Origin of the sequence: uncultured Oscillibacter sp., assembly GCF_950073225.1 — a bacterium.
GTDB lineage: Bacteria > Bacillota > Clostridia > Oscillospirales > Oscillospiraceae > Oscillibacter.
Map to the genome: position 1 here is coordinate 1 of NZ_CATMPS010000045.1, position 21082 is coordinate 21082.

Below are 21082 nucleotides of genomic sequence, written 5' to 3' on the forward strand. Positions count from 1 at the left end.
GTTTTCTTTTTCCGGCATCTATATTCCATATCGCTAAAACTTTCCTGTTTCATACTCCGCGCCCCCTTTCCCTTATTTTATCACATCTTTTATCATTTCGGGGGATTAAATCAGCGTTTCCTTAACTCCGATTTGTCAACTTGCAACTTGATTATAACACGGCCCACCCGCTTTGTGAACGCCATTATGAAAAAGTAAGGTAAAAGTAAGGACAAGAGAATGTAGAAGTCAGGTTGATACTGTACCATAGGGGCAGAAAGGAGATGTGTCTATGGACTATATCATCGCCACAGAGCAGTTGACGAAGAAATACAAAAATTTTACCTCCGTCAACAATGTGTCTATTCACGTCCGCAGGGGTAGTATTTACGGCTTTCTCGGCCCCAATGGAGCGGGCAAATCCACTACCATGAAGATGCTCCTAGGACTGACCGCCCCCACAAAGGGCAGCTTCACCATTGATGGAAAACACTTTCCAAATGACCGGCTGAAAATCTTGCGGGAGATTGGCTCTTTCATTGAGGCCCCCTCGTTCTATGCCAACCTAACGGGCCGGGAAAACCTGGATGTGATACGCCGGATTTTGGGCCTGGGTCAAAACACCGTGGAGGACGCCCTAGAGCTGGTGGGGCTGTCCGAATTTGGAGATCGCCTCGCAAAGAAGTATTCCCTGGGTATGAAACAGCGGCTTGGCCTCGCCGGGGCGCTGCTGGGCCGTCCGCCTATCCTCATTCTGGATGAACCGACCAACGGCCTTGACCCCTCTGGCATCCATGAAATTCGCAATCTGGTAAAATCCCTGCCTGATCTGTACGATTGCACCATCCTCATTTCCTCTCATATGCTGTCGGAAATTGAGCTGATGGCGGACGACATCGGCATCCTCAATCATGGACGGCTGCTGTTTGAGGGCAGCTTGGATGATCTGCGGCACAGCGCAGGGCAGGCGGGAATGTCCGCTGACAATTTGGAAGATGTGTTCCTCTCCATCGTGGAGCAGGACAATGCCGCCAGAAAGCAGAGGGCAAAGCTATGAGGGCGCTTGTGATCGAACTTCGGAAAGAGAAGCGGACAGGGGTGATCCCGGTGCTGCTGGCTGTCGGTATTTTAGGCGCGGCCTATGCCTTTGTCAACTTCCTTGTCCGAAAAGATACGCTGCTCAATCTTCCGCTGGCCCCGATGGACGTACTGCTGACCCAGCTTTACGGCATGATTATGATACTGAACCTGTTTGGTATCGTTGTCGCCTCCTGCATGGTCTACAACATGGAGTTTAAGGGCAGCGCAATCAAAAAGATGTATATGCTTCCCATGAGCGTACCGGGGATGTATCTCTGCAAATTCCTGATCTTGACCGTCATACTCTTTGTGGCGGTGGCTCTGGAAAATCTGGCGCTCATGAAAATCGGAATGAGCGATCTGCCCCAAGGGACATTTGAAATGGGAACGCTGCTCCGCTTTACGGCCTATTCGTTCATCACATCCATGCCGGTGCTGTCCTTTATGGTGCTGATCTCCTCCCGCTTTGAAAATATGTGGGTTCCCCTTGGCGTGGGAGTGGCCGGTTTTTTAAGCGGGATGGCCCTGGCATCGTCGGCTGTGGCGGTCTTGATGGTGCATCCGTTCATTGTGATGTTCAAACCTGCGGTGGCTATGAGCGCACAGCCCGATATGCTGGTGGTGCTGTTTGCTCTGGTCGAAACGCTCCTTTTCCTTGGCCTTGGGCTGTGGATGGCGAAAAGTAAGCGCTATGAGTAAAGGAGGAGTCGCATGAACTTTTTGGATTTGCTTGGCATTGAGTTTATGAAAGTGAAACGCTCAAAGATCGTTCCGCTGATTTTTATTGCCCCGCTGCTGGTAGTGGCCTCCGGGGTAGCGTCGTTAAGCCGGTACTTCACGCCGGAGTACTTGGGCGCATGGCCCGCTATGTTTATTCAAAGCGCCCTGGTCTACGCCTACTATCTGCTGCCGCTGAGCATGATCGTGGTCTGCGTGATGATTGCGGGGCGGGAAACACAAAACAATGGCATTTTGAAAATGCTGGCCCTGCCGGTGAGCCGAAAGGCCCTTTCTCTGGCAAAGTTTTGCGTCCTGATGTTCTACCTATTCATGGAAATGGTTGTCTTTCTGGCGGTGTTCGTAGTTGCCGGTATGCTGGCTGCTTCAACAATGGGTATTACGGAAACATTGCCCGTTCTCTATCTTCTGAAATGGTGCGTGGGGCTGTTTTTGACCATGCTCCCATGCTTGGCGGCGATGTGGGCTATCACGGTGTTATTTGAAAAGCCTTTGCTTTCCGTGGGGCTAAACCTGCTGCTGGTGATCCCCGGTATTCTGGCCGCCAACACGCCGCTCTGGATTGCGTATCCCTACTGTTACAGCGGCTATCTGGTGTCCTGCTCTCTGCACGATTTTACGGCGGAAACCTCTGATTCCGCATTTGCGTTGATGCCGTTCCTGCCCTGTGCAATCGCTGTATTCGCTGCTCTGCTTGCCCTGTCCGTCACACAATTTGGAAAAAAGGAAATGAGGTAATCGCAATTTTATTGGATTGCTATAGTATCAAATTCCATCCCTTTAACCGCAATTTCCTCGAGGGCGGCCTCCGGGGACCGATAGCCGTTCTTTAGGACCCCTCCGAGGTAGTTCGCCAGCTTGTGGTCCTTCCCGATCTTGAGGCCCGGGTCCTTACCGGAGGACGCAGCGGGCGAGGAAGCCTGCAAAGAGCTGGGCAGGAAGTTGGCGGCGTGGTAAGCCAAGCTAGCGGTGTTTCCCGGACCTTTGAGGGCGTACTGGTCCGGCAGTGCGCCCCCACACTGGCCGGGATAAAGCCAGGAAGTATCTTCTGCTTCAAGCACGCTTCACTGGAGGTTCCCCGGCAGAAAGTTTGCCAGTGGAATGAGCGTTTATCACCCCTTGGACTCGAAGTTCAGATTCTTCTGGAACGCCCTAACTCCGGCTCAGTAATCGTCTATGTGTATCGGCGGAACCATTTGGAGCAGTTGCTGACAGACCATGCGTATCAGGAATTTTTGAGGAACACCGGATATATTGACACGGACTTGGACGGCTTGCTGGTACAGCTTGCCTGCCGCTTGGAAACTCAGTCGGAATTTCCTCATGAAATTGGTATATTTCTGGGGTATCCCCTCCGGGATGTGATTGGATTCATTGAAAACCGGGGGCGGAATTTTACCTGCTGCGGATTCTGGAAGTCTTACGGTAATCCGGCAGAAATGCAAGTATGTTTCGCGTGTTACCGTAAGTGCATCCAGACCTATGTGGCCATGTTTGAGCAAGGAATACCCATTGAACGGCTGGCAGTCCCAGCATAAAAGGAGAACCGCCTCTTGGTTGTAAGGGGCGGTTTTCCTTTGAAGCGGTACTCCGCATCATAACAGGAACCCAATTACCAACGCTTACTCCGTCCGCTTTTGAAGCGTGACCTCCCTGATCCGCTCATAGCTCTCCTCACTGATGTCATGCTCAATTTTACAGGCATCCGTAGCAGCGTTCTCCGGGGATACTCCCAACTGCGTCAAAAATTCCGATAAAAGCTGATGGCGGGCATATATGCGCTGGGCAATCTCCTCCCCTGGCGGCAATAGAGTAATAGCACCATCTGCGTCCATTTGAATATACCCGTTTTCCCGCAGACGCTTCATCGCCACACTGACGCTGGGCTTGGAAAAATTCAGTTCATGGGCAATGTCAATCGAATAGACAATGCCCTTTCTCTCTCGAACCATTAAAATACGCTCCAAATAGTCCTCAGCGGATTCGTAAATATTCACAAAAAAGCCTCCTCACTTTGGTGCGTCTATGCATAGGTTAGCACATTCTAACTAAAAAAGCAAGTTTTTCTTCAATGGGACTTGACAACAATGGTTAGTGGTAGTAAACTGAGGCTGATTTCACGGTTAGGTTTTGCTAACCGCATTGCAGAGGGAGGCAGAGAAATGATGCCGCTGACAATGGCAAAGACGGGCGAAACGGCCGCCATTCGCAAGATTTCCGGCAGGGACGAGGTGCGTCAGCACTTGGCGGAGTTGGGCTTTGTGGTGGACGGCGATGTGACGGTGGTAAGCGAGAGCGCGGGGAACCTGATTGTCCAGGTGAAGGACAGCCGGATCGCGCTGGACAAAACCATGGCAAATCGTATCATGATCTAAGACAACAAAAGGGAGGAGAGCAAATGAAAACACTGAAAGACGCGAAAGTGGGCGAGACAGTAACTGTGGCACGGCTCCACGGAGAAGGGCCGGTGAAACGCCGGATCATGGACATGGGCATCACCAAGGGCGTGGAAATCTTCGTACGCAAGGTGGCCCCCCTGGGCGACCCCATGGAGTTGAATGTTCGGGGCTATGAGCTGTCTGTCCGCAAGGGCGATGCGGAAATGATCGAAGTCCAGTAAACGAACGCGGCAGAAGGCCGCTGTTATTTACCTCGCAGGTTAGCTAAAGCTAACATTTGAAAGGAGAGAACAAAATGGACATCAAAATTGCCCTGGCGGGCAATCCGAACTGCGGCAAGACCACGCTGTTCAACGCACTCACCGGCTCCAGCCAGTATGTGGGCAACTGGCCCGGGGTGACGGTGGAAAAGAAGGAGGGCCGGCTGAAGGGACACAAGGATGTGGTGATTCAGGACCTGCCCGGCATCTACTCCCTGTCCCCCTATACGCTGGAAGAAGTGGTGGCCCGGTCGTACCTGGTGAACGAAAAGCCGGACGCCATCCTCAACATCGTGGACGGCACCAACATTGAGCGGAACCTCTACCTCACCACCCAGCTCATCGAGCTGGGCCTGCCCGTGGTGGTGGCGGTGAACATGATTGATCTGGTGCGGAAAAACGGCGATACCATTGACCTGGCCAGGCTGGGGACCGCCCTGGGCTGCGAGGTGGTGGAGATGAGTGCCCTCAAGGGCGAGGGCGGCCTGGAGGCTGCGGAGAAAGCCGTGGCTCTGGCCCAGCGCCATCAGGCCGGGGAGCTGCCCCATGTGTTCACCGGCAGCGTGGAACACGCCCTGGCCCACATTGAGGAATCCATCCAGGGTAAGGTGGCGGACGGGTATCTCCGCTGGTATGCCATCAAGATTTTCGAGCGGGACGAAAAAGTCTTGGAGGAGCTGAACCTTTCGAATGATCTGAAATCCCACCTTGAGGAACACATCGCCGACTGTGAAAAGGAATTGGACGACGATGCCGAGAGCATCATCACCAACCAGCGGTACTCCTACATCAGCTCCGTTGTGACCAAGGCTGTGAAAAAGAAAGCGGCGAGAGGCAGCCTGTCCGTCTCCGACAAAATCGACCAGATCGTCACCAACCGAATTCTGGCCCTGCCCATTTTCGCCGTGGTCATGTTCTGCATCTATGCCATTGCCATGGGCGGCTGGGCCATTTCCATCGGCACCATGGGAACCGATTGGGCCAACGATGTTCTCTTTGGCGAGTGGGTTCCCGGCCTGTTTGACACCATCCTGGGCGCTTTGGGCGTGGCCGAGGGCGGCTGGCTCTACGGCCTGATTCAGGACGGCATCGTGGCCGGCGTGGGCGCGGTGCTGGGCTTTGTGCCCCAGATGCTGGTGCTGTTCCTGCTGCTGGCCATCCTGGAGGACGTGGGCTACATGGCCCGTGTCGCCTTCATTATGGACCGCATCTTCCGCCGTTTCGGCCTCTCCGGCAAGAGCTTCATCCCCATGCTGGTGGCCACCGGCTGCGGCGTCCCCGGCATCATGGCCTCCCGGACCATCGAGCAGGACCGGGACCGGAAAATGACCATCATGACCACCGGCTTCATCCCCTGCGGAGCCAAGATGCCCATCATCGGCCTGTTCGCGGGCGCGGTGTTCGGCGATTCTCCCTGGGTGGCTACTTCCGCTTTCTTCATCGGCATCGCCGCCGTGGTCATCTCCGGCGTCATGCTGAAGAAGTTCAAAGCCTTTGCCGGGGAACCTGCACCCTTTGTCATGGAGCTGCCCGCCTACCACGCCCCCTCCGCCTCCAACGTCCTGCGGGCTACCTGGGAGCGGGGCTGGAGCTTCATCAAGCGGGCGGGGACCATCATCCTCCTGAGTTCTATCATCCTCTGGTTCCTCATGGGCTACGGAGTCGTGGACGGTGTGTTCCAGGCCGTGGAGGACAACAACGACTCCCTGCTGGCCGCAATTGGAGGCGGTGTCGCCGTGATCTTTGCCCCCTTGGGCTGGGTAGGTGACATGGCCTGGAAGGCCACCACCGCCACCTTCACCGGCCTCATCGCCAAGGAGGAGGTCGTCAACTTCTTTGGCGTTGCCTACCACTACGCCGGTGAGGCGGACCTGATGGAGGATGCCAGCGGTATCTATGCCGCCGTTGGTGCGGACTTCGGAGCCATGGCCGCGTACTCCTTCATGATCTTCAACCTCCTGTGCGCCCCCTGCTTCGCCGCCATGGGCGCTATCAAGCGGGAAATGAACAACGCGAAATGGACCCTGGGCGCCATTGGCTATATGTGCGGCTTTGCCTATGTGGTGAGCCTGATTGTGTTCCAGCTGGGCGGGCTGGTCACCGGAGAGGCGGTGCTTGGCGTTGGAACGGCCGTCGCCTTGGTCTTGCTGGCGGGAATCCTGTACCTGCTGCTGCGCAAGGGCTATCAGGGCGAGGAGAGTACCCGGCGGCTGACCTCTGTGGCTGCCGCGCAGTAAGGGGGAGCGGAACATGACTCCTGGAGAAATTGTCGTCCTGCTGGCACTGGCAGGCGTTGTGGCACTGGCGGTCCGGTCCTTATGGAAATCCCATAAATCCGGCGGGGGCTGCAATGGCGACTGCGGAAACTGCCGCGGCTGTCACTGAAAACTTTAATTCAGCAAAACATAGTGAGGAGGCATGGGCAGCAGGTCTGCTCATGCCTTCTCCCGTTGGGGAGGAAACAATTTATATGACAGAATTACGGGAGGCCCACCTCCGCTATTTGCTGGCGATTTACGAGTTGGGCAGAAATGATCCGGATGTAGGAAGGCTGACAGTCCATTTTCTTGTTGTTTATCATGCAGCGATAGCTTTACAGATTTTATCTTGAAATGCGGCGCGTTCTCTGCTATAGTTAATTGATTATTGAAGCCCCCTTTGACGGAGCTTCGGCAGAGGTGGAAACGTGTATTTAAAAGCGCTGGAAATTCAAGGCTTTAAGTCCTTCCCGGACAAGACCGTCCTGAACTTCGGGGAGGATATCACCGCCATTGTGGGCCCAAACGGCTCGGGAAAATCCAATATCTCCGACGCCATCCGCTGGGTCATGGGCGAGCAGAGCGCCAAGGGCCTCCGGGGCGCGAAGATGGAGGACGTCATTTTCGGCGGCACGGAGCAGCGAAAGCAGGTGGGCTTCGCCCAGGTGACGCTGGTGCTGGACAACACGGAGCGCATCTTCCCCTCCATGGAGGAGGCGGAGGTGGCCGTCACCCGCCGGTATTACCGCAGCGGGGAGAGCGAATACTACATCAACCGCCAATCCGTCCGGCTCAAGGACGTGACGGAGCTGTTTCTGGACACTGGCCTTGGGCGGGAGGGCTATTCCATCATCGGCCAGGGCAAAATTGACGAAATCCTCTCCACCCGGAGCAGCGAGCGCCGGGAGATCTTCGAGGAGGCCGCCGGTATCTCCCGCTTCCGCCACCGGAAGGAAGAGGCGGAGCGGAAGCTGGAGCGGACGGAGGAAAACCTGGTCCGCATCAACGACAAGATTTCCGAGCTGGAGCTCCAGGTGGAGCCCCTGCGGGACCAGGCGGAGAAAGCGAAAAAATACCTCGTCCTGCGGGACGAGCTGCGGGTGCTGGAAATCTCCGTGTGGCTGGAAAATCTGGACGCGCTGAAAATCAGCGCCCGGAAGCTGGAGATGGACTTCCACGCCGCCGAGAAGGAGCGGGACGAGGCCCGGGCCGCCCTGGATGCCCTCTATGCCGAGGGGGAGCGCTTTGGCGAGGAAATGCGCCAAAAGGACATGGAGGCGGAGCAGGTCCGGGCGGAGGCCGGGGAGCTGGACGCCCAGGCGAAGGACCAGTCCGCCGCCGTGGCGGTGCTGGAAACCGGCATCGCCCACAATCGGGAGAACATTGACCGGGCCCAGGCGGAGCTGGTGGAGTCCGACAGCCGGGCCGGGGGCCTGGCGGCCCAGTCCGCCCAGGAGAAGGACCGGGCGGAGGGCCTGTCCCGGCGGCTGGGGGAGCTGAACATGGGCCTGGAGGCCCTTTTGGAAAAGGCCCGGGCCGCCGCCGCCCAGGCGGGGGGCCAGCAGTCCGAGGCGGAGGCCCTTCGGGGCCGGGAGGCTATGGCCGTGGCCGCAGCCGCCGACGCCAGGGCGGAAACCGCCGCCCTCGCCGCCGAAAACGGGCAGCTGGAGGAGCGCCGGAGCGCTGTGGAGGCGGAAAAGGCCGCCATAGAGGAGCAGCTGGAGCAGACCCAAAAGGAAGCCAAGGCCAACCGACGCGCCCTGGAGGACGCCAGGGACGACGCCCAGGCCGCCGCCAACATCATCGCGGGCCACAGCCTGCGGATGGAGGAGCGGGAGAAAAAGGCCGCCGCCGCTGCGGACAGGCGGATGAAGCTGACCATGGACGCCGGGGCTTTGGAAAACCGCATCCGGCTCTTGACGGAGATGGAAAAGGACTACGAGGGCTTTTCCAAGGCCGTCAAGCTGGTGTGCCAGAATAACCTGCGGGGAGTCCACGGCCCCGTGGCGGGGCTGATGAAAACGGATCAGCAGTACACCGTGGCCATCGAAATTGCCCTGGGGGCAGGCCTCCAAAACATTGTTGTGGACCGGGAGGAGGACGCGAAGGCCGCCATCGGCTACCTGAAGCAGCGGGACGGGGGCCGGGCCACCTTCCTTCCCCTCACCGCCATCCGGGGAGAGGAGCTGCGCCAGAACGGCGTGGAAAGGGAATTGGGCTTCGTGGGAATCGCCTCCCGGCTGGTGAGCTTCGATCCGAGGTATCAGAACATCTTCCAGAACCTCCTGGGCCGGACGGTCATCGTGGAGGACCTGGACTGCGGCATCACCCTGGCCCGGAAGTACCATAACGCTTTTCGCATCGTCACCCTGGACGGCCAGGTCATCAACCGGGGCGGCTCCATGACCGGCGGCTCCGCGTCCCGGAACGCCGGCGTGCTGAGCCGGGCGGCGGAGCTGGAAAAACTCCACGGCCGTTCCGCCGAAATGCGGGAGCGCCTGGAGGCGGTGAAACGGGAGGAGGAGCAGGTCCAGCGGGACCTGTCCGCCGCCCGGTACGACCTGGAGACCGCCGAGGGCCAGCGCCGCCAGGCGGAGGACGAGGTTTTGCGGCTGGAAGGCGCGAAGAACCACTTTGACATTTTGCTCAAATCCCTGGGCGGGAATTTGGAAAACCTGACGGGAGAGCTGGAGAGCCTCACCGGGCATTTGGAGGAGAACCGGCAGCGAAAGGATCGGGCGGAGCAAACCGTCGCCCAGCAGGAGGCTGAGGCCGCGAAATACCGGGAACAGGCCGGCCAGGCCCTCTCCGGCCAGTCGGAGCTTCTGGCCCAGTCCAGCGCCCTCAGCGAGGAGGTCACCGCCCGGAAGGAGGAGCTGGCCGCCCTGACCGCCGAGCGGGACGCCGCCCTCCAGCGCTCCGCGGACCTGCGCCGCCTGGCGGCGGAGCTGACGGGAGACCGGCGGCAGAAGGAAGAAACGCTTGGGAATTACCAGGAGGCCATTGAAAAGGCCCAGGCGGAGATCGCCCGCCGCCGGGAGGACATGGGTGCCCTGAACCAGCGGCGGCAGAGCTGCCAGGAGCGGCTGAGCGCCCTGAACGAGGAGAAAATGGCCCTGGAGGCCCGGCGGACCGCCCAGAACAAGGCCAGCCAGGAGATGAACGAAAACCTCTTGAACCTGGAACGCTCCGCCTCCCGGCTGGAGCAGAAGCTGGCCACCTCCGGCATGGAGGAAAAGCAGATTATCGACCGCCTCTGGGAGCACTATGAGCTCAGCCACTCCGACGCCCAGGCCCAGCGCATCGAGCTGGAGAGCGTCCCCAAGGCCGCCCGGCGTATTGGAGAGCTGAAAAAGGGCATTGCCGCCCTGGGAACGCCGAACATCGGCGCCATTGAGGAGTATGAGCGGGTGAACACCCGGTATACTTATTTAACGGACCAGCGGGACGACGTGGAAAAGGCCAAGGGGGAGCTGGAAACCATCATCGGCGGCATCACCGGGGAGATGACCCGGATCTTTGCCGAGCAGTTCCAGCTCTTGAACGAGAGCTTCCAGGCTACGTTCTTAGAGATGTTCGGCGGCGGACAGGCCCAGCTGGAGCTGGAGGACGAGACGGACATCCTGAACTGCGGCATTGAGATCAAGGCCCAGCCGCCGGGGAAAACCCTCAAGACCATCTCCCTGCTGTCCGGCGGGGAAAAGGCCTTTGTAGCCATCGCGCTGTACTTCTCGATTTTAAAGGTCCACCCCACCCCCTTCTGTGTCATGGACGAGATCGAGGCGGCGCTGGACGACGTGAACGTCACCCGCTACGCCCGGTACATGCGGGCTCTGACGGGCAAAACGCAGTTCATTGTCATCACCCACCGCCGGGGCACCATGGAGGAGGCCGACGTGCTGTACGGCGTGACCATGCAGGAAAAGGGCGTGAGCAAAATCCTGACCATCAATCTGAACGACATGGCAAAGGAATTGGACATCCAGTAGAGTCCAGCAGAGTAGAGAGGGGAGCGGCAGCGGAAAGAGGAGGAAGTCCATTCGATAACCACCTAACCCCCCGCCTGCACCACGCCGCGGGCGATAGACATGCGTACCCGGAGGAAGCACCTCCTGCGCGTCCCCCGTCCCACGCCCCCCCGCAGGGGCCGTACTTCCTTTTCTCTTTTGGACCGTGCACGGCCCGTTTTCTCTTTTCCTTCTGGAAGGAAAAGAGAAAACGGGGGGTGCAAAGAACCAGCCATCTTCATGGCTGAAAACCACCAGGAGGCGCCTATGGGTTTCTTTGACAAGCTGAAAAAGATCACCACCAACCTGTTCACCACCTACACCGAGGCCGACGAGGCCTTCTTCGAGGAGCTGGAGGAGACCTTAATCCTCTCCGACTTCGGCATGGAAATCGCCGTGGAGACTGTGGAGAAGCTCCGGGAGAAGGTCCGCAGGGAAAAACTCGTCAGCCAGGAGGAGGTCCGCGCCGCCCTGCGGGCGATCATCGTGGACACGCTGAATGTGGGCACCACGGAGGTGAACGTCTCCACCTCCCCCTGCGTCTTCCTCTTCATCGGGGTCAACGGCGTGGGGAAAACCACCTCCATCGGCAAGATGGCGAACCTCCTGCGCTACGGCGGGAAGAAGTGCCTTCTCTGCGCGGCGGACACCTTCCGGGCGGCGGCGGCGGACCAATTGGAAATCTGGTCCCAGCGGTCCAAGGCGGACCTGATCCGCCAGCACGAGGGGGCGGACCCCGGCGCGGTGCTCTTCGACGCCCTTCAGGCCGCCAAGGCCCGGGGGGTGGACGTGGTGCTCTGCGACACGGCGGGGCGGCTCCACAATAAGGCCAATCTCATGGCGGAGCTTGCCAAACTCTCCAAGATCATCGACCGGGAGTGCCCCGGCGCGGCCCGGGAGACTTTGCTGGTGCTGGACGCCACCACGGGCCAGAACGGTTTGATTCAGGCCAAGACCTTCAAGGAGGCGGCGGGGCTGACGGGCATCATCCTCACCAAGCTGGACGGCACCGCCAAGGGCGGCATCGCCGTGGCCATTGCCCAGGAGCTGGGCGTGCCTGTGAAGTTCGCCGGAGTGGGCGAGGGCATCGACGATCTCCGGCCCTTCGATTCCGAGGAGTACGCCGAGGCGATCATTTAGATAAAGAGGGGACTTCGTCCCCCCTTTAGATTCCCCCCTCCAGTCTGCGGACTGGAGCCGCCGCCCAAGGCGGCTGGGGCCGGGGTATTTTCCTGACGCGCATGTCGTCAGGAAAATGATTTAAATTTATTTTCCGCCAAGGGCGGAAAACCAGGGGAGCGCCCCTGGACCCCTGGAGGGGTATATAATTGGAGGAGGAATTGACTTGACCAGAGAGGACGGCCGGGCCGCGGGCGAGCTGCGGCCTGTGACCATTACGACCGATTTTATCAAATTCGCCGAGGGCAGCTGCCTCATCCAGTGCGGGGACACCATGGTCCTCTGCTGCGCCAGTGTGGAGGAGAAGACCCCGCCCCACGTCCCCTACGGGGAGGGCTGGGTCACCGCCGAATATTCCATGCTGCCCCGGGCCAACCGGGAGCGGAGCCGCCGGGATGTCGCCAAGCTGAAATTATCCCCCCGGAGCGCTGAGATTCAGCGCCTGGTGGGCCGGTCCCTCCGCTCCGCCGTGGATATGAGGAAGCTGGGGGAACGGACCATTACCATCGACTGCGACGTGCTCCAGGGGGACGGCGGGACCCGGACGGCCTCCGTCACCGGGGGCTTTGTGGCCCTGGCGCTGGCCTGCCGGAGGCTGGTGGAAAACGGCGATCTGGGCGCCAGCCCCATCCGGCATTACGTCACCGGCGTGTCTGCCGGGATTGTGGACGACACGGCCCTGCTGGACCTGCGCTACAGCGAGGACAGCCGGGCCCAGGTGGACTTGAACTGCGTGATGAACGAGCTGGGAGAGCTCATTGAAATTCAGGGCACCGGCGAGGGCCGGGCTTTCAGTCCCACGGAACAGCAGGAGCTGGTGCGCCTGTGCGCCAAGGGCTGCAAGGAACTGCTTGCCAAGCAGAAAGAAGCGCTGGGAGGGAAATTCTGATGGCGGAGAAATTTGTGCTGGCCACCCACAACCCCGGGAAGCTGGCGGAGATGAAGGCGATTTTGTCCGGCTTGGGCGTGGAGGTTGTCAGCCCCGCCGAGGCCGGGGTGGAGGTGGACGTAGAGGAGACCGGGACTACCTTTGCCGAAAACGCCATGCTGAAAGCGAAAGCGGTTTGCGCCGCGGCGGGTCTTCCCGCCATTGCCGACGATTCCGGCCTCTGCGTAAACGCCCTGAACGGCGGCCCCGGGGTCTACTCCGCCCGCTACGGCGGGGAGGGACTGGACGACGCGGGGCGGCGGCGTCTGCTGCTTCAGAACCTTCGGGGCCAGACCACCCGGGCGGCCCATTTTACCTGTGCCGTGGCCTGTGCGTTTCCCAATGGGGACACCCTGGAGGCGGAGGGCCGCTGTGACGGGGCCATCGCCTTCGCCCCCCTGGGGGAGGGCGGCTTCGGCTATGACCCGGTGTTCCTGATTCCCGAGAAGGGGAAGACCTTCGGCCAGATCGGCCCGGAGGAGAAGAGCAAAATTTCCCACCGTGGAAAGGCCCTGGCGGCCTTCACGGAGAAGCTGAGGGCGTATCTGAGCAAGGGAGAAGCGGGAGCATGAACGGCGTTAAGACCATGCTTCTGGGGATCGCACTGAGTCTGCTGGGCATTTCGTTTTCGCTCAACAACTTCATTGCCGTTGGCTGCGGCGCCGGCGGGCTTCTTCTGGCCGTGATCGGACTTTTGAAAGGAGATTGAGCATTGGATTTGACAAGCAAACAGCGGGCCCAACTGCGGGGCCTGGCAAACGGCATCGACACCATTTTGCAAATTGGCAAGGACGGCATCGGGGAAAACCTCGTCAAACAGGCGGACGGCGCCCTGGAGGCCCGGGAGCTCATCAAAGGGAAGGTGCTGGAGAACAACCTGGAATACGACGCCCGGACGGCGGCGGAGGAGCTGGCCAAGGCCACCCGCAGCGAGGTGGTCCAGGTCATCGGCACCAAGTTTGTCCTGTACCGGGAAACCCACTCCAAACCCAAGGAGAAGCGCATCCAATTGGTAAAAGAGCGGAAGAAGAAACCGTGATCCGGTTTGGGAGGAGGCTTCCATTTTGAAGATCGGCCTATACGGCGGGGCCTTCAACCCGCCGCATCTGGGACATATTACCGCCGCCCGGGCGGTATCCGGGCTTTTGAAACTGGATAAACTCTTGATAATTCCCACGGGCCACCCGCCGCATAAAATCCTGCCCCCCGGCAGTCCCACGCCGGAGCAGCGGCTGGAAATGACCCGCCTGGCCATGGAGCAGACCGGCCTGGGGGACAAGGCGGAGGTCCTGGATCTGGAGCTCCGGCGGGAGGGAAGCAGCTATACCGCCGACACCCTGGCCTGCTTGAAAGAGAAATACCCGGAGGACGAGCTGTGGCTGCTGATGGGGACGGACATGTTTTTGACCTTCCATACCTGGCATGAGCCGGAGCGTATTCTCGCCTCGGCGGGAATCGCCGCCTTCGGGCGGACGGAGGCGGACACGGAGGAGCTGTTTTCCGTTCAGCGGGACTTCCTCTGCCGGAGGCATCCCCAGGCCCGGATCTTCACCCTCAGCATCCCCGGCGTGGTGGACGTCAGCTCCACGGAGCTGCGGGACCGGCTGGCAGGGGGAGAGGGCGGAGGGCTCCTGGCCCCGGCGGTGTACGGCTATATCCTTCGGGAGAAGCTCTACGGCACGGCGGCGGACTTGAAAAATTTGCCTCTGGAGCAGCTCCGGCCCGTGGCGCTGAGCTGTTTGAACCACCGGCGCATTCCCCATGTGCTGGGCACGGAGCAGGAGGCCGTCCGCCTGGCGGAGCGCTGGGGGGCGGACGCGGACAAGGCCCGGAGGGCCGCCCTGCTCCACGACTGCACCAAGAAGCTGAACCTCCCGGAGCAGCTGGCCTTGGCGGAGCGCTTTCAGGTCCCCCTGGACGAGATGGAGCGGCGGGAAATCAAGCTCCTCCACGCCAAGACCGGGGCGGGCGTGGCGGAAGCGGTCTTCGGCACGGACGGGGAAATTACCGGCGCCATCCGCTGGCACACCACCGGCCGGGGGAACATGACGCTGCTGGAAAAAGTCATCTATTTGGCGGACTACATTGAGCCCAACCGGGACTTTCCCGGCGTGGAGGAACTGCGGCGGGCCTGTTACGAGGATTTGGACGCAGGTCTGCTGCTGGGCCTGGAAATGACCATCGGGGAGATGGAGGGCCGGAACGCCCCCATCCATCCCAAGACCCTGGAGGCCAGGGACGCACTGAAAGGACAGAGAGAATAACATGAGCGATATTGGAAAGCGGCTGGCGCCCAGCGGGAAGAAGCCAAAGTCCCCCCGGAAGGGGAAGCTGACCCGCCAGCAGATCATTTTGATTGTGGTGGTTGTGGTTTTGGCCATCGCTTTGGCGGTGACGCTGGCCCTGCGGAGCCTCTTCGTCCGGCCGGAGCTGCCCGTCCGGAACGACCCTCAAAATACCGTGGACAAAGACGGGGACGGCAAGCCCGACGGGCCGGAGCCCATTGACTACGGCGAGGGCCTCCGGCCCCGTGGCGGCGATGGAGAGCGGAAGAGCAAGGATTACTGGACCGTCCTGGTCCTGGGCCGGGATACCGGCGGCGGCGGAAATACGGACACCATGCTGCTGGCCAGCTACGACGTGACGAACCAAAAGGCCACCGTCATGTCCATCCCCCGGGATACCATGGTGAACGTCCCCTGGGACATCAAGCGGATCAACTCCGTCTATAATTACTACGGCGGCGGCGAGCGGGGCATCCAGCACCTCTACAAGGAGATTTCCCAGCTGGTGGGCTTTGAGCCGGACTTCCAGGTGGTGGTGGAATGGGACGCCGTGGGGGAGATCGTGGACGCCATCGGCGGCGTGTACTTCGACGTGCCCCAGGACATGAACTACGACGACCCCTATCAGGATCTCCATATCCACCAGACGGCGGGCTACCGCCTTCTCAGCGGGGACGACGCCATGCAGGTCCTCCGCTACCGCCATGACAACCGGAAAAACGGCGTCACAAGGGGCTACCCGGACGGCGATCTGGGCCGCATCAAAACCCAGCAGGCATTCTTGAAGGCCATGGTGGATCAGCTCCTGCGGCCCAAGAACATGACCAAGGTGGGCCCCCTCATTGAGGCGTTCAACAAGAACGTGGAAACGGACATGAGCTTCCAAAACATCCTCTGGTTCGGCCAGCAGGCGGTGATGGGAGGGCTGAAGACGGAGGATGTGAACTTTGTCACCATGCCCAACCGGGCCAAGTACGCTTACAGCCGGAGCGTGGGGAATATGCAGTCCTATGTGGTGCCCAACGCCAAGGAGCTGCTGGCTCTGGTGAACAACGAGCTCAGCCCCTTCAGCGAGGTCTTCACCATGAAGGACCTGGACATCATGTCCGTCAACGCCGACGGGTCCGTCAGCTCCTCCACGGGTTATGTGGAGGATAAGAAAGCGGCCCTGCCGCCCCCCAAGGACGAGCCGGAGGAAGAGGAGCCCGCCGTGGACGAAAACGGCTATCCCATCGACCCGGAGACGGGCCTGCCCATCACCGTGGACCCGGAGACCGGCGAACCCATCGTTCCCACTGACCCGGAGACCGGGGAGCCCCTGGTCACCGGACCGCCGGACACGGCGATCGGCTCCGGCGAAAACGGCGGCGGAACCACGGATTCCAATGGGTCCGCCCAGCCTGGGGGAACGACGCCCGTCAGCCCGCCGGACAGCGGCACCCCGGCGCCTCCTGCCCCGGAGATGCCCAATACCGTGCCGGACCCCACGCCGGCAGACCCGGAGCCCCCGGCACCCGCGGAGCCCGCTCCGGAGGTTCCCGCGGATCCCCAGCTCCCGGCGGACCCGGGCTTCACCCTCATCGGGCCGGACCCCGCCGCTTGAGCGCGTAAGGCACCATTCACATATTTTTAGGAAAGAGAGGAATGTCTATGACACCGAAGGAGCTGGCCATTATTGCCGCCAAGGCCCTGGACGAGAAAAAGGGCAAAGAGATTTCCGCCATTGAAATCACGGATCTGACCACCCTGGCAGACTACTTCGTCATTGCTACCGGCGGGTCCAACACCCAGATCAACGCCCTTTGCGACGCGGTGGAAAAGGCCATGAAGGAACAGGCCGGAGAGGCCCCCCTCCACCGGGAGGGCCACCGGGACGGCACCTGGGTGCTGCTGGACTACGGCTGCCTGGCGGTTCATGTGTTCTCCCAGGAGGCCCGGGAGTTCTATGACTTAGAGCGCCTCTGGTCTGATGGGAAGCCCCTGGATCTCGGCGGCGTGCTGACGGCGGACTGAACCGGCGGAAGAAAAAGCGGGAGAGAGACCTTAGGGGAACCCTGATAAAGAAGTTTTCCTGACAGGAGACAGCCGCATGATGCGAGAGCGTCATGCGGCTGTCTCTTTTTCATACTTGCTGTACTCCGGGGACAAGTCGATCTCCCCAATAAACGTATAATGCACATCGATCCGCTGTACCCGGCGTCCGCTGAATTTGTCCGAGGCGTGAACCACCACTTTCTCCACAAACTCCCGCAGGAGTGCGGGGGTCAGGTCGGTGGGCCCGGTGTACGGCGGTCTTAGTTTCCCCGGTCTGACCGCCCGATCTGCTGAACCTTGACAAAGAAAGCCCGCAAGATAACGGCGGTGCAGTATAGGGCAACGGATACGATCTGTTCGCGCCGAGCTACACGGCGGACGCTCCATGACACTTTTCCCCTGCGGGGAAAAGCCGAGCGACACCCGTCACGCCGGAAAGCAAGGGCGGCACCTTGCGGGCAGCGACACGCGGACAGGACATTGAGACTCCCTTACAGCCACAGTCCGAGCGTTCAAAGCGTCGCAGGCAATGGGCGGGGCTGCGTGTATCTACACTCTAATACATTCCAGGCAGGGCATCGCCCAGCCAAGGCGTAAGCAAAGGTTATAACAATCGGAGCTGCGCAGATAGGCTAACACCTCCGGCCTGGAGCACGGGAGCAGAATGTCGACCACCATAGGTCCAGTTGGCTTGCGTTTGAGTGGGGTCGATACTTGGTACTTTGGAGCATAGGATTCACGGAGCCGGTCCCAAAGCCCATTCATTGCGTCCCTAGTCTTCGCACCGGCGGAAATCAAGAAAGTCTCGTTGGCGGCGTAGGAACCATAGGCAAACGTGGCTGTGTATCTGCATGTATCGGCGTTGATTTTAAGGATAATGTTATCATCAATGTCAACGCCTTCAAGACTTGTGGCCTGGTTGATGATGTGATGCAATGCGATACGGTCATAGGGAGGAAATTTGAAATTCCTGATGGAGATTTGTTCATATCTCCCTGTATTGAAGGTTACATGATTGATACTGATTGGTGGTTCCATGGCTATGTACCTGCTTTCAATAAATACTGGGAAGCGAAAAAAGAAAGTTTTAATTGCTCAGAAAAGCGGCTTCTTTCTATTGCTTATTATACCACATTTAAGTGGTTTTTTCAAGTTTTATGGAACAATTCAGGAGCGTTTCCAGGATTTGCGCGTACTAGGCTTTTTAACGTCCTTTTCAGGACGTCAGGGTATTCCTGCTATGATTTTCATAAGGAGGCGTCTTGCATGACAGTAAAAGCGTATATCTTGGTTCATTTTCATATCATCCTAAATCATTCTACATTTCGGGTTAAATTATGTGAATGAAATATAATTTCAGTTTTAGTAGTATTCAATTTCACCATTTTTTCATTGTTGACAATTATAATAAACAAAAGTATAACATGTTTATAAGAAAGGAGAAGAAATATGGACTACGGAAAAATGGCACTTGATGAAATCAAAAAAGGGTATAAGTATGACAAGGAGCAAGATGTTTTTGTCTGCAATCATTGTGGGCAGGTATTTAATATTGGCCAGGTGTTTCAAATTGAGGGAAACTTTTTTATGGCTGAACCTGCGGTAATGAAACACATTAGTCAGTCCCACGATAGCAATTTGACACAGTTGCTTTGCTCGGAGTCAAAGTATAATACTCTAACCCAAAACCAGAGAGATTTACTTGCTATGTTCTATTCAAAAATATCTGATAAGGATATGGCAAAAAAATTAAATGTAACAGAGGCTACAATTCGTAGACAACGCTTTACATTTAGGGAAAGGGCAAAACAGGCTAAATTCTATTTAGCCATGTATGAATTAGTGTTTGAGGATGAACCAACAACCACTGAACAGATCATTCCCATTCATAATAATGCAATTTATGTGGATGATCGCTATCTTATCACAGAGGATGAAAAGCAACACATTGTTGAGACTTTTTTTCCAGTATTCAACCTCTTGTACTAAAATCTTTTTCGCCCAAAGAAAAGAAAAAGGTTGTTATCCTTGGAAAAATAGCTGAACAATTTGAATATGGAAAAAAATACAGTGAGCAAGAAGTTAATGAAATTCTCAAGCCTATGAATGAGTTTTAATAGGAACACTGTAATATCAACGGCGAGCTGGGTTTGCATCGTTGCGGCGGTGCCGATTGCCGTGACGGGCTTTTTCCAGTACAACGGCCTAACCTTTGAGCAGTTCGCCTGGGCCTTTATTAAATCCCAAATCCTATGTGTGGGACCCAGAGTATTCCAGTCTGAAAATCTTTATTTGAAGGCCCAGGAGAGGAAAGGAGGCCGAAAGCATGATTAAAACCCTTGCCGCCGCCAACCGAAGCGAACGGACCCGTTTTTTCATCCCCCGGAGCGTGCAGCAGTCTATCCCGGTCCAACGCATTTTCCGGGACGGCATCTGGCAGAGCAACGGCAAATTCACGCAGACATGGCGGTTTGCCGATATCAACTATACCTTGGCCTCCCACGAGGACCAAGAGGATATGTTCCGCTCTTACTGCGCTGTTCTCAACAGCCTGCCTACAGACGCAACCACCAAAATCACCATCAACAACCGCCGTCTCAACGGAACGGACTTTCAGAAAAGCGTCCTCATGCGGGAGAAGGGGGACGGACTGGACGTGTACCGTCAGGAATACAATGCCGTTATGTCCGAAAAGTCCGCCGCCAGCAACAATCTGGTACAGGACAAATACATCACCGTCTCCGTGGCCCGGAAGAATGTAGACGAGGCCCGGACTTTCTTTCACCGGGTAGACGCGGATCTAAGCAAGAACTTGGGCAGGCTGGACAGTGGGGCCAAGGCTTTGGACAGCTATATCATTGTTATTGACGCAGAGCGGGAATACTCCGACCTGATCCGCGCCCTGGGCGGGGCCGTCATTGAGATTTCCCCCAACAGCCGCCACCATATCAATCCCCTGGAAATCTCCAAGGGCTACGGCGCGGGGGAGAACCCCGTTGCAATGAAGTCCGAATTGCTGATGAGCATTTGCGAACAGCAGATGGGCGTAGGCCAGCTTGGCGCGTTCCACAAGTCTATCATTGACCGATGCACCGCCAGCGTCTACCATGACTTCATCCTCAGCGGCGGCAAGGCCCGCCAGCCCGTCCTGTCTGACTGGCGGAATGAGGTCAAGCGCCAGCCGGAGCAGGAGGCCCAGGAGCTTGCCCTGGCCTCGGAGTTGTTCGTGGAGGGCAGCTTGAACATGTTCGCTCATGAAACCAATGCCGACATCGCAAATCGGATTGTGTCCTTTGACCTCTATGAAATGGGGGAGCAGTTGAAGCCCACGGCGCTGAACGTCACCATGGAGACGATCCAGAACCGGGTTGCCGCAAATCGGCTGGCCGGGAAGTACACATGGGTATTCCTAGATGAAATCTACCTGTTTTTCAAATATTACTACAGCGCCCAATTCCTCTATAAATGCTGGAAACGGTTCAGAAAGTACGGGGCGGCTATGACCGGAGCGACGCAGAACGTGGAGGAATGTCTGCGCTCCGACACGGCCCGGCTCATGTTCGCCAATAGTGAGTTTTTGGTCCTGCTGAATCAGGCGGCAACAGACCGGGCGGAGCTTGCCCGGCTGCTGAACATTTCCGAAACGCAGATGGGCCACGTCACCGGGGCCGAGGCTGGGCACGGCCTCCTGCGAATTGGTGGCTCTATCGTGCCTTTCGCCAATGAGTTTCCCCGGAGCGGCGAACTGTACAGGCTTTGGAGTACTACGCCGGGGGATAAATGATTTCCCCCGCTTGTCGAAAAAACGCGTCTCAATTTGAGCAATGCCATTAAGTTAACCAATAAATTCCAAAAGAAAAAAAGCCTTGACAAAGGCAAAAAAATGTGCGGCAAGGCCCTGAAAACGAGATTGATTTTCAGGGGGCGGGCACATG

Annotated in this window: 26 protein-coding genes; 23 read left to right on the forward strand and 3 right to left on the reverse strand. The window is 58.2% G+C overall.

Annotated features, from left to right (window positions below):
- Nucleotides 1–271: 271 nt before the first annotated feature.
- Genes Q1M04_RS14710 through Q1M04_RS14720 form a run of 3 tightly spaced genes read left to right on the forward strand, consistent with a single transcriptional unit; the run spans nt 272 to nt 2535 of the window.
- Nucleotides 272–1036: an ABC transporter ATP-binding protein gene (locus Q1M04_RS14710; RefSeq protein WP_300448517.1), complete on the forward strand. Its 765-nt coding sequence runs from the start codon at nt 272–274 to the stop codon at nt 1034–1036.
- On the forward strand, nt 1033–1758 hold the full coding sequence (locus tag Q1M04_RS14715; protein WP_120390387.1) for an ABC transporter permease: 726 nt from the start codon (nt 1033–1035) through the stop codon (nt 1756–1758). Before Q1M04_RS14710 ends, Q1M04_RS14715 begins: the two co-directional genes overlap by 4 nt.
- A 12-nt stretch (nt 1759–1770) precedes the next feature.
- The gene (locus Q1M04_RS14720; protein ID WP_300346973.1) at nt 1771–2535 is read left to right on the forward strand and encodes an ABC transporter permease; all 765 of its coding nucleotides are present in this window, start codon (nt 1771–1773) and stop codon (nt 2533–2535) included.
- Nucleotides 2536–2543: 8 nt separating this feature from the next.
- On the opposite strand, the gene Q1M04_RS14725 is transcribed toward Q1M04_RS14720, so the two are convergent.
- Nucleotides 2544–2759 (reverse strand): hypothetical protein, encoded by a 216-nt coding sequence (locus tag Q1M04_RS14725; RefSeq protein WP_300448525.1) that lies wholly within the window; start codon nt 2757–2759, stop codon nt 2544–2546.
- Between Q1M04_RS14725 and Q1M04_RS14730 the strand changes: the two genes are divergently transcribed.
- Nucleotides 2748–3335, forward strand: a complete 588-nt coding sequence (locus Q1M04_RS14730; protein ID WP_297999557.1) for a DUF3793 family protein — start codon at nt 2748–2750, stop codon at nt 3333–3335. The genes Q1M04_RS14725 and Q1M04_RS14730 overlap by 12 nt on opposite strands.
- A gap of 84 nt (nt 3336–3419) precedes the next feature.
- Here the strand turns inward: Q1M04_RS14730 and Q1M04_RS14735 are convergent, their stop codons facing one another.
- Nucleotides 3420–3794: a metal-dependent transcriptional regulator gene (locus Q1M04_RS14735; protein WP_297999555.1), complete on the reverse strand. Its 375-nt coding sequence runs from the start codon at nt 3792–3794 to the stop codon at nt 3420–3422.
- A gap of 165 nt (nt 3795–3959) precedes the next feature.
- On the opposite strand from Q1M04_RS14735, the gene Q1M04_RS14740 reads away from it, so the two are divergent.
- The 14 genes from Q1M04_RS14740 to rsfS all read left to right on the forward strand — a co-directional run bounded on the left by Q1M04_RS14740 (nt 3960) and on the right by rsfS (nt 17126).
- Nucleotides 3960–4172, forward strand: a complete 213-nt coding sequence (locus tag Q1M04_RS14740) for a FeoA family protein (protein ID WP_297999552.1) — start codon at nt 3960–3962, stop codon at nt 4170–4172.
- A 23-nt stretch (nt 4173–4195) separates the two neighbouring features.
- Nucleotides 4196–4417 carry a FeoA family protein gene (locus Q1M04_RS14745; RefSeq protein WP_297999549.1) on the forward strand — a complete coding sequence of 74 codons (222 nt, stop codon included), beginning with the start codon at nt 4196–4198 and terminating at the stop codon, nt 4415–4417.
- Between the two features lie 74 nt (nt 4418–4491).
- Nucleotides 4492–6693, forward strand: a complete 2202-nt coding sequence (gene feoB / locus Q1M04_RS14750; RefSeq protein ID WP_297999546.1) for a ferrous iron transport protein B — start codon at nt 4492–4494, stop codon at nt 6691–6693.
- Nucleotides 6694–6706: 13 nt separating this feature from the next.
- Complete coding sequence (locus tag Q1M04_RS14755) at nt 6707–6841, forward strand: FeoB-associated Cys-rich membrane protein (RefSeq protein ID WP_297999544.1); 135 nt, start codon at nt 6707–6709, stop codon at nt 6839–6841.
- Nucleotides 6807–7067 (forward strand): hypothetical protein, encoded by a 261-nt coding sequence (locus Q1M04_RS14760; RefSeq protein WP_297999542.1) that lies wholly within the window; start codon nt 6807–6809, stop codon nt 7065–7067. The genes Q1M04_RS14755 and Q1M04_RS14760 overlap by 35 nt, the downstream gene beginning before the upstream one ends.
- Before the next feature lie 75 nt (nt 7068–7142).
- Nucleotides 7143–10703: a chromosome segregation protein SMC gene (smc, locus tag Q1M04_RS14765; RefSeq protein WP_297999539.1), complete on the forward strand. Its 3561-nt coding sequence runs from the start codon at nt 7143–7145 to the stop codon at nt 10701–10703.
- A gap of 285 nt (nt 10704–10988) precedes the next feature.
- A complete protein-coding gene (gene ftsY / locus Q1M04_RS14770) occupies nt 10989–11861 on the forward strand; it encodes a signal recognition particle-docking protein FtsY (protein ID WP_297293760.1) in 873 nt (290 codons plus the stop codon).
- A 205-nt stretch (nt 11862–12066) separates the two neighbouring features.
- A complete protein-coding gene (gene rph, locus Q1M04_RS14775; protein WP_295756966.1) occupies nt 12067–12789 on the forward strand; it encodes a ribonuclease PH in 723 nt (240 codons plus the stop codon).
- A complete protein-coding gene (locus tag Q1M04_RS14780; protein WP_295756968.1) occupies nt 12789–13400 on the forward strand; it encodes an XTP/dITP diphosphatase in 612 nt (203 codons plus the stop codon). The genes rph and Q1M04_RS14780 overlap by 1 nt, the downstream gene beginning before the upstream one ends.
- The gene (locus Q1M04_RS14785; RefSeq protein WP_297999537.1) at nt 13397–13537 is read left to right on the forward strand and encodes a hypothetical protein; all 141 of its coding nucleotides are present in this window, start codon (nt 13397–13399) and stop codon (nt 13535–13537) included. The genes Q1M04_RS14780 and Q1M04_RS14785 overlap by 4 nt, the downstream gene beginning before the upstream one ends.
- Before the next feature lie 3 nt (nt 13538–13540).
- Entirely contained in the window at nt 13541–13867 is a 327-nt protein-coding gene (yhbY, locus tag Q1M04_RS14790) for a ribosome assembly RNA-binding protein YhbY (protein WP_293279237.1), read from the forward strand.
- Nucleotides 13868–13892: 25 nt separating this feature from the next.
- On the forward strand, nt 13893–15092 hold the full coding sequence (gene nadD, locus Q1M04_RS14795; RefSeq protein ID WP_297999534.1) for a nicotinate (nicotinamide) nucleotide adenylyltransferase: 1200 nt from the start codon (nt 13893–13895) through the stop codon (nt 15090–15092).
- 1 nt (nt 15093) lies between these two features.
- Nucleotides 15094–16716: an LCP family protein gene (locus tag Q1M04_RS14800; protein WP_297999532.1), complete on the forward strand. Its 1623-nt coding sequence runs from the start codon at nt 15094–15096 to the stop codon at nt 16714–16716.
- 47 nt (nt 16717–16763) lie between these two features.
- Nucleotides 16764–17126, forward strand: coding sequence for a ribosome silencing factor (gene rsfS, locus Q1M04_RS14805; protein WP_204791419.1), 363 nt, complete (start codon nt 16764–16766; stop codon nt 17124–17126).
- A 90-nt stretch (nt 17127–17216) separates the two neighbouring features.
- On the opposite strand, the gene Q1M04_RS14810 is transcribed toward rsfS, so the two are convergent.
- Complete coding sequence (locus Q1M04_RS14810) at nt 17217–17534, reverse strand: DUF4368 domain-containing protein (RefSeq protein ID WP_300448535.1); 318 nt, start codon at nt 17532–17534, stop codon at nt 17217–17219.
- Nucleotides 17535–17861: 327 nt separating this feature from the next.
- On the opposite strand from Q1M04_RS14810, the gene Q1M04_RS14815 reads away from it, so the two are divergent.
- From Q1M04_RS14815 to Q1M04_RS14830, 5 genes are all read left to right on the forward strand, one after another.
- Nucleotides 17862–18494, forward strand: a complete 633-nt coding sequence (locus Q1M04_RS14815) for a hypothetical protein (protein ID WP_297999530.1) — start codon at nt 17862–17864, stop codon at nt 18492–18494.
- 102 nt (nt 18495–18596) lie between these two features.
- Nucleotides 18597–19136, forward strand: a complete 540-nt coding sequence (locus tag Q1M04_RS14820) for a transcriptional regulator (RefSeq protein ID WP_300346962.1) — start codon at nt 18597–18599, stop codon at nt 19134–19136.
- 47 nt (nt 19137–19183) lie between these two features.
- Complete coding sequence (locus tag Q1M04_RS16260; protein WP_366140841.1) at nt 19184–19264, forward strand: DUF2087 domain-containing protein; 81 nt, start codon at nt 19184–19186, stop codon at nt 19262–19264.
- Complete coding sequence (locus Q1M04_RS14825; protein ID WP_297999525.1) at nt 19254–19481, forward strand: PrgI family protein; 228 nt, start codon at nt 19254–19256, stop codon at nt 19479–19481. Before Q1M04_RS16260 ends, Q1M04_RS14825 begins: the two co-directional genes overlap by 11 nt.
- A complete protein-coding gene (locus tag Q1M04_RS14830) occupies nt 19474–20931 on the forward strand; it encodes a VirB4-like conjugal transfer ATPase, CD1110 family (RefSeq protein ID WP_297999523.1) in 1458 nt (485 codons plus the stop codon). The genes Q1M04_RS14825 and Q1M04_RS14830 overlap by 8 nt, the downstream gene beginning before the upstream one ends.
- Nucleotides 20932–21082: the final 151 nt, after the last annotated feature.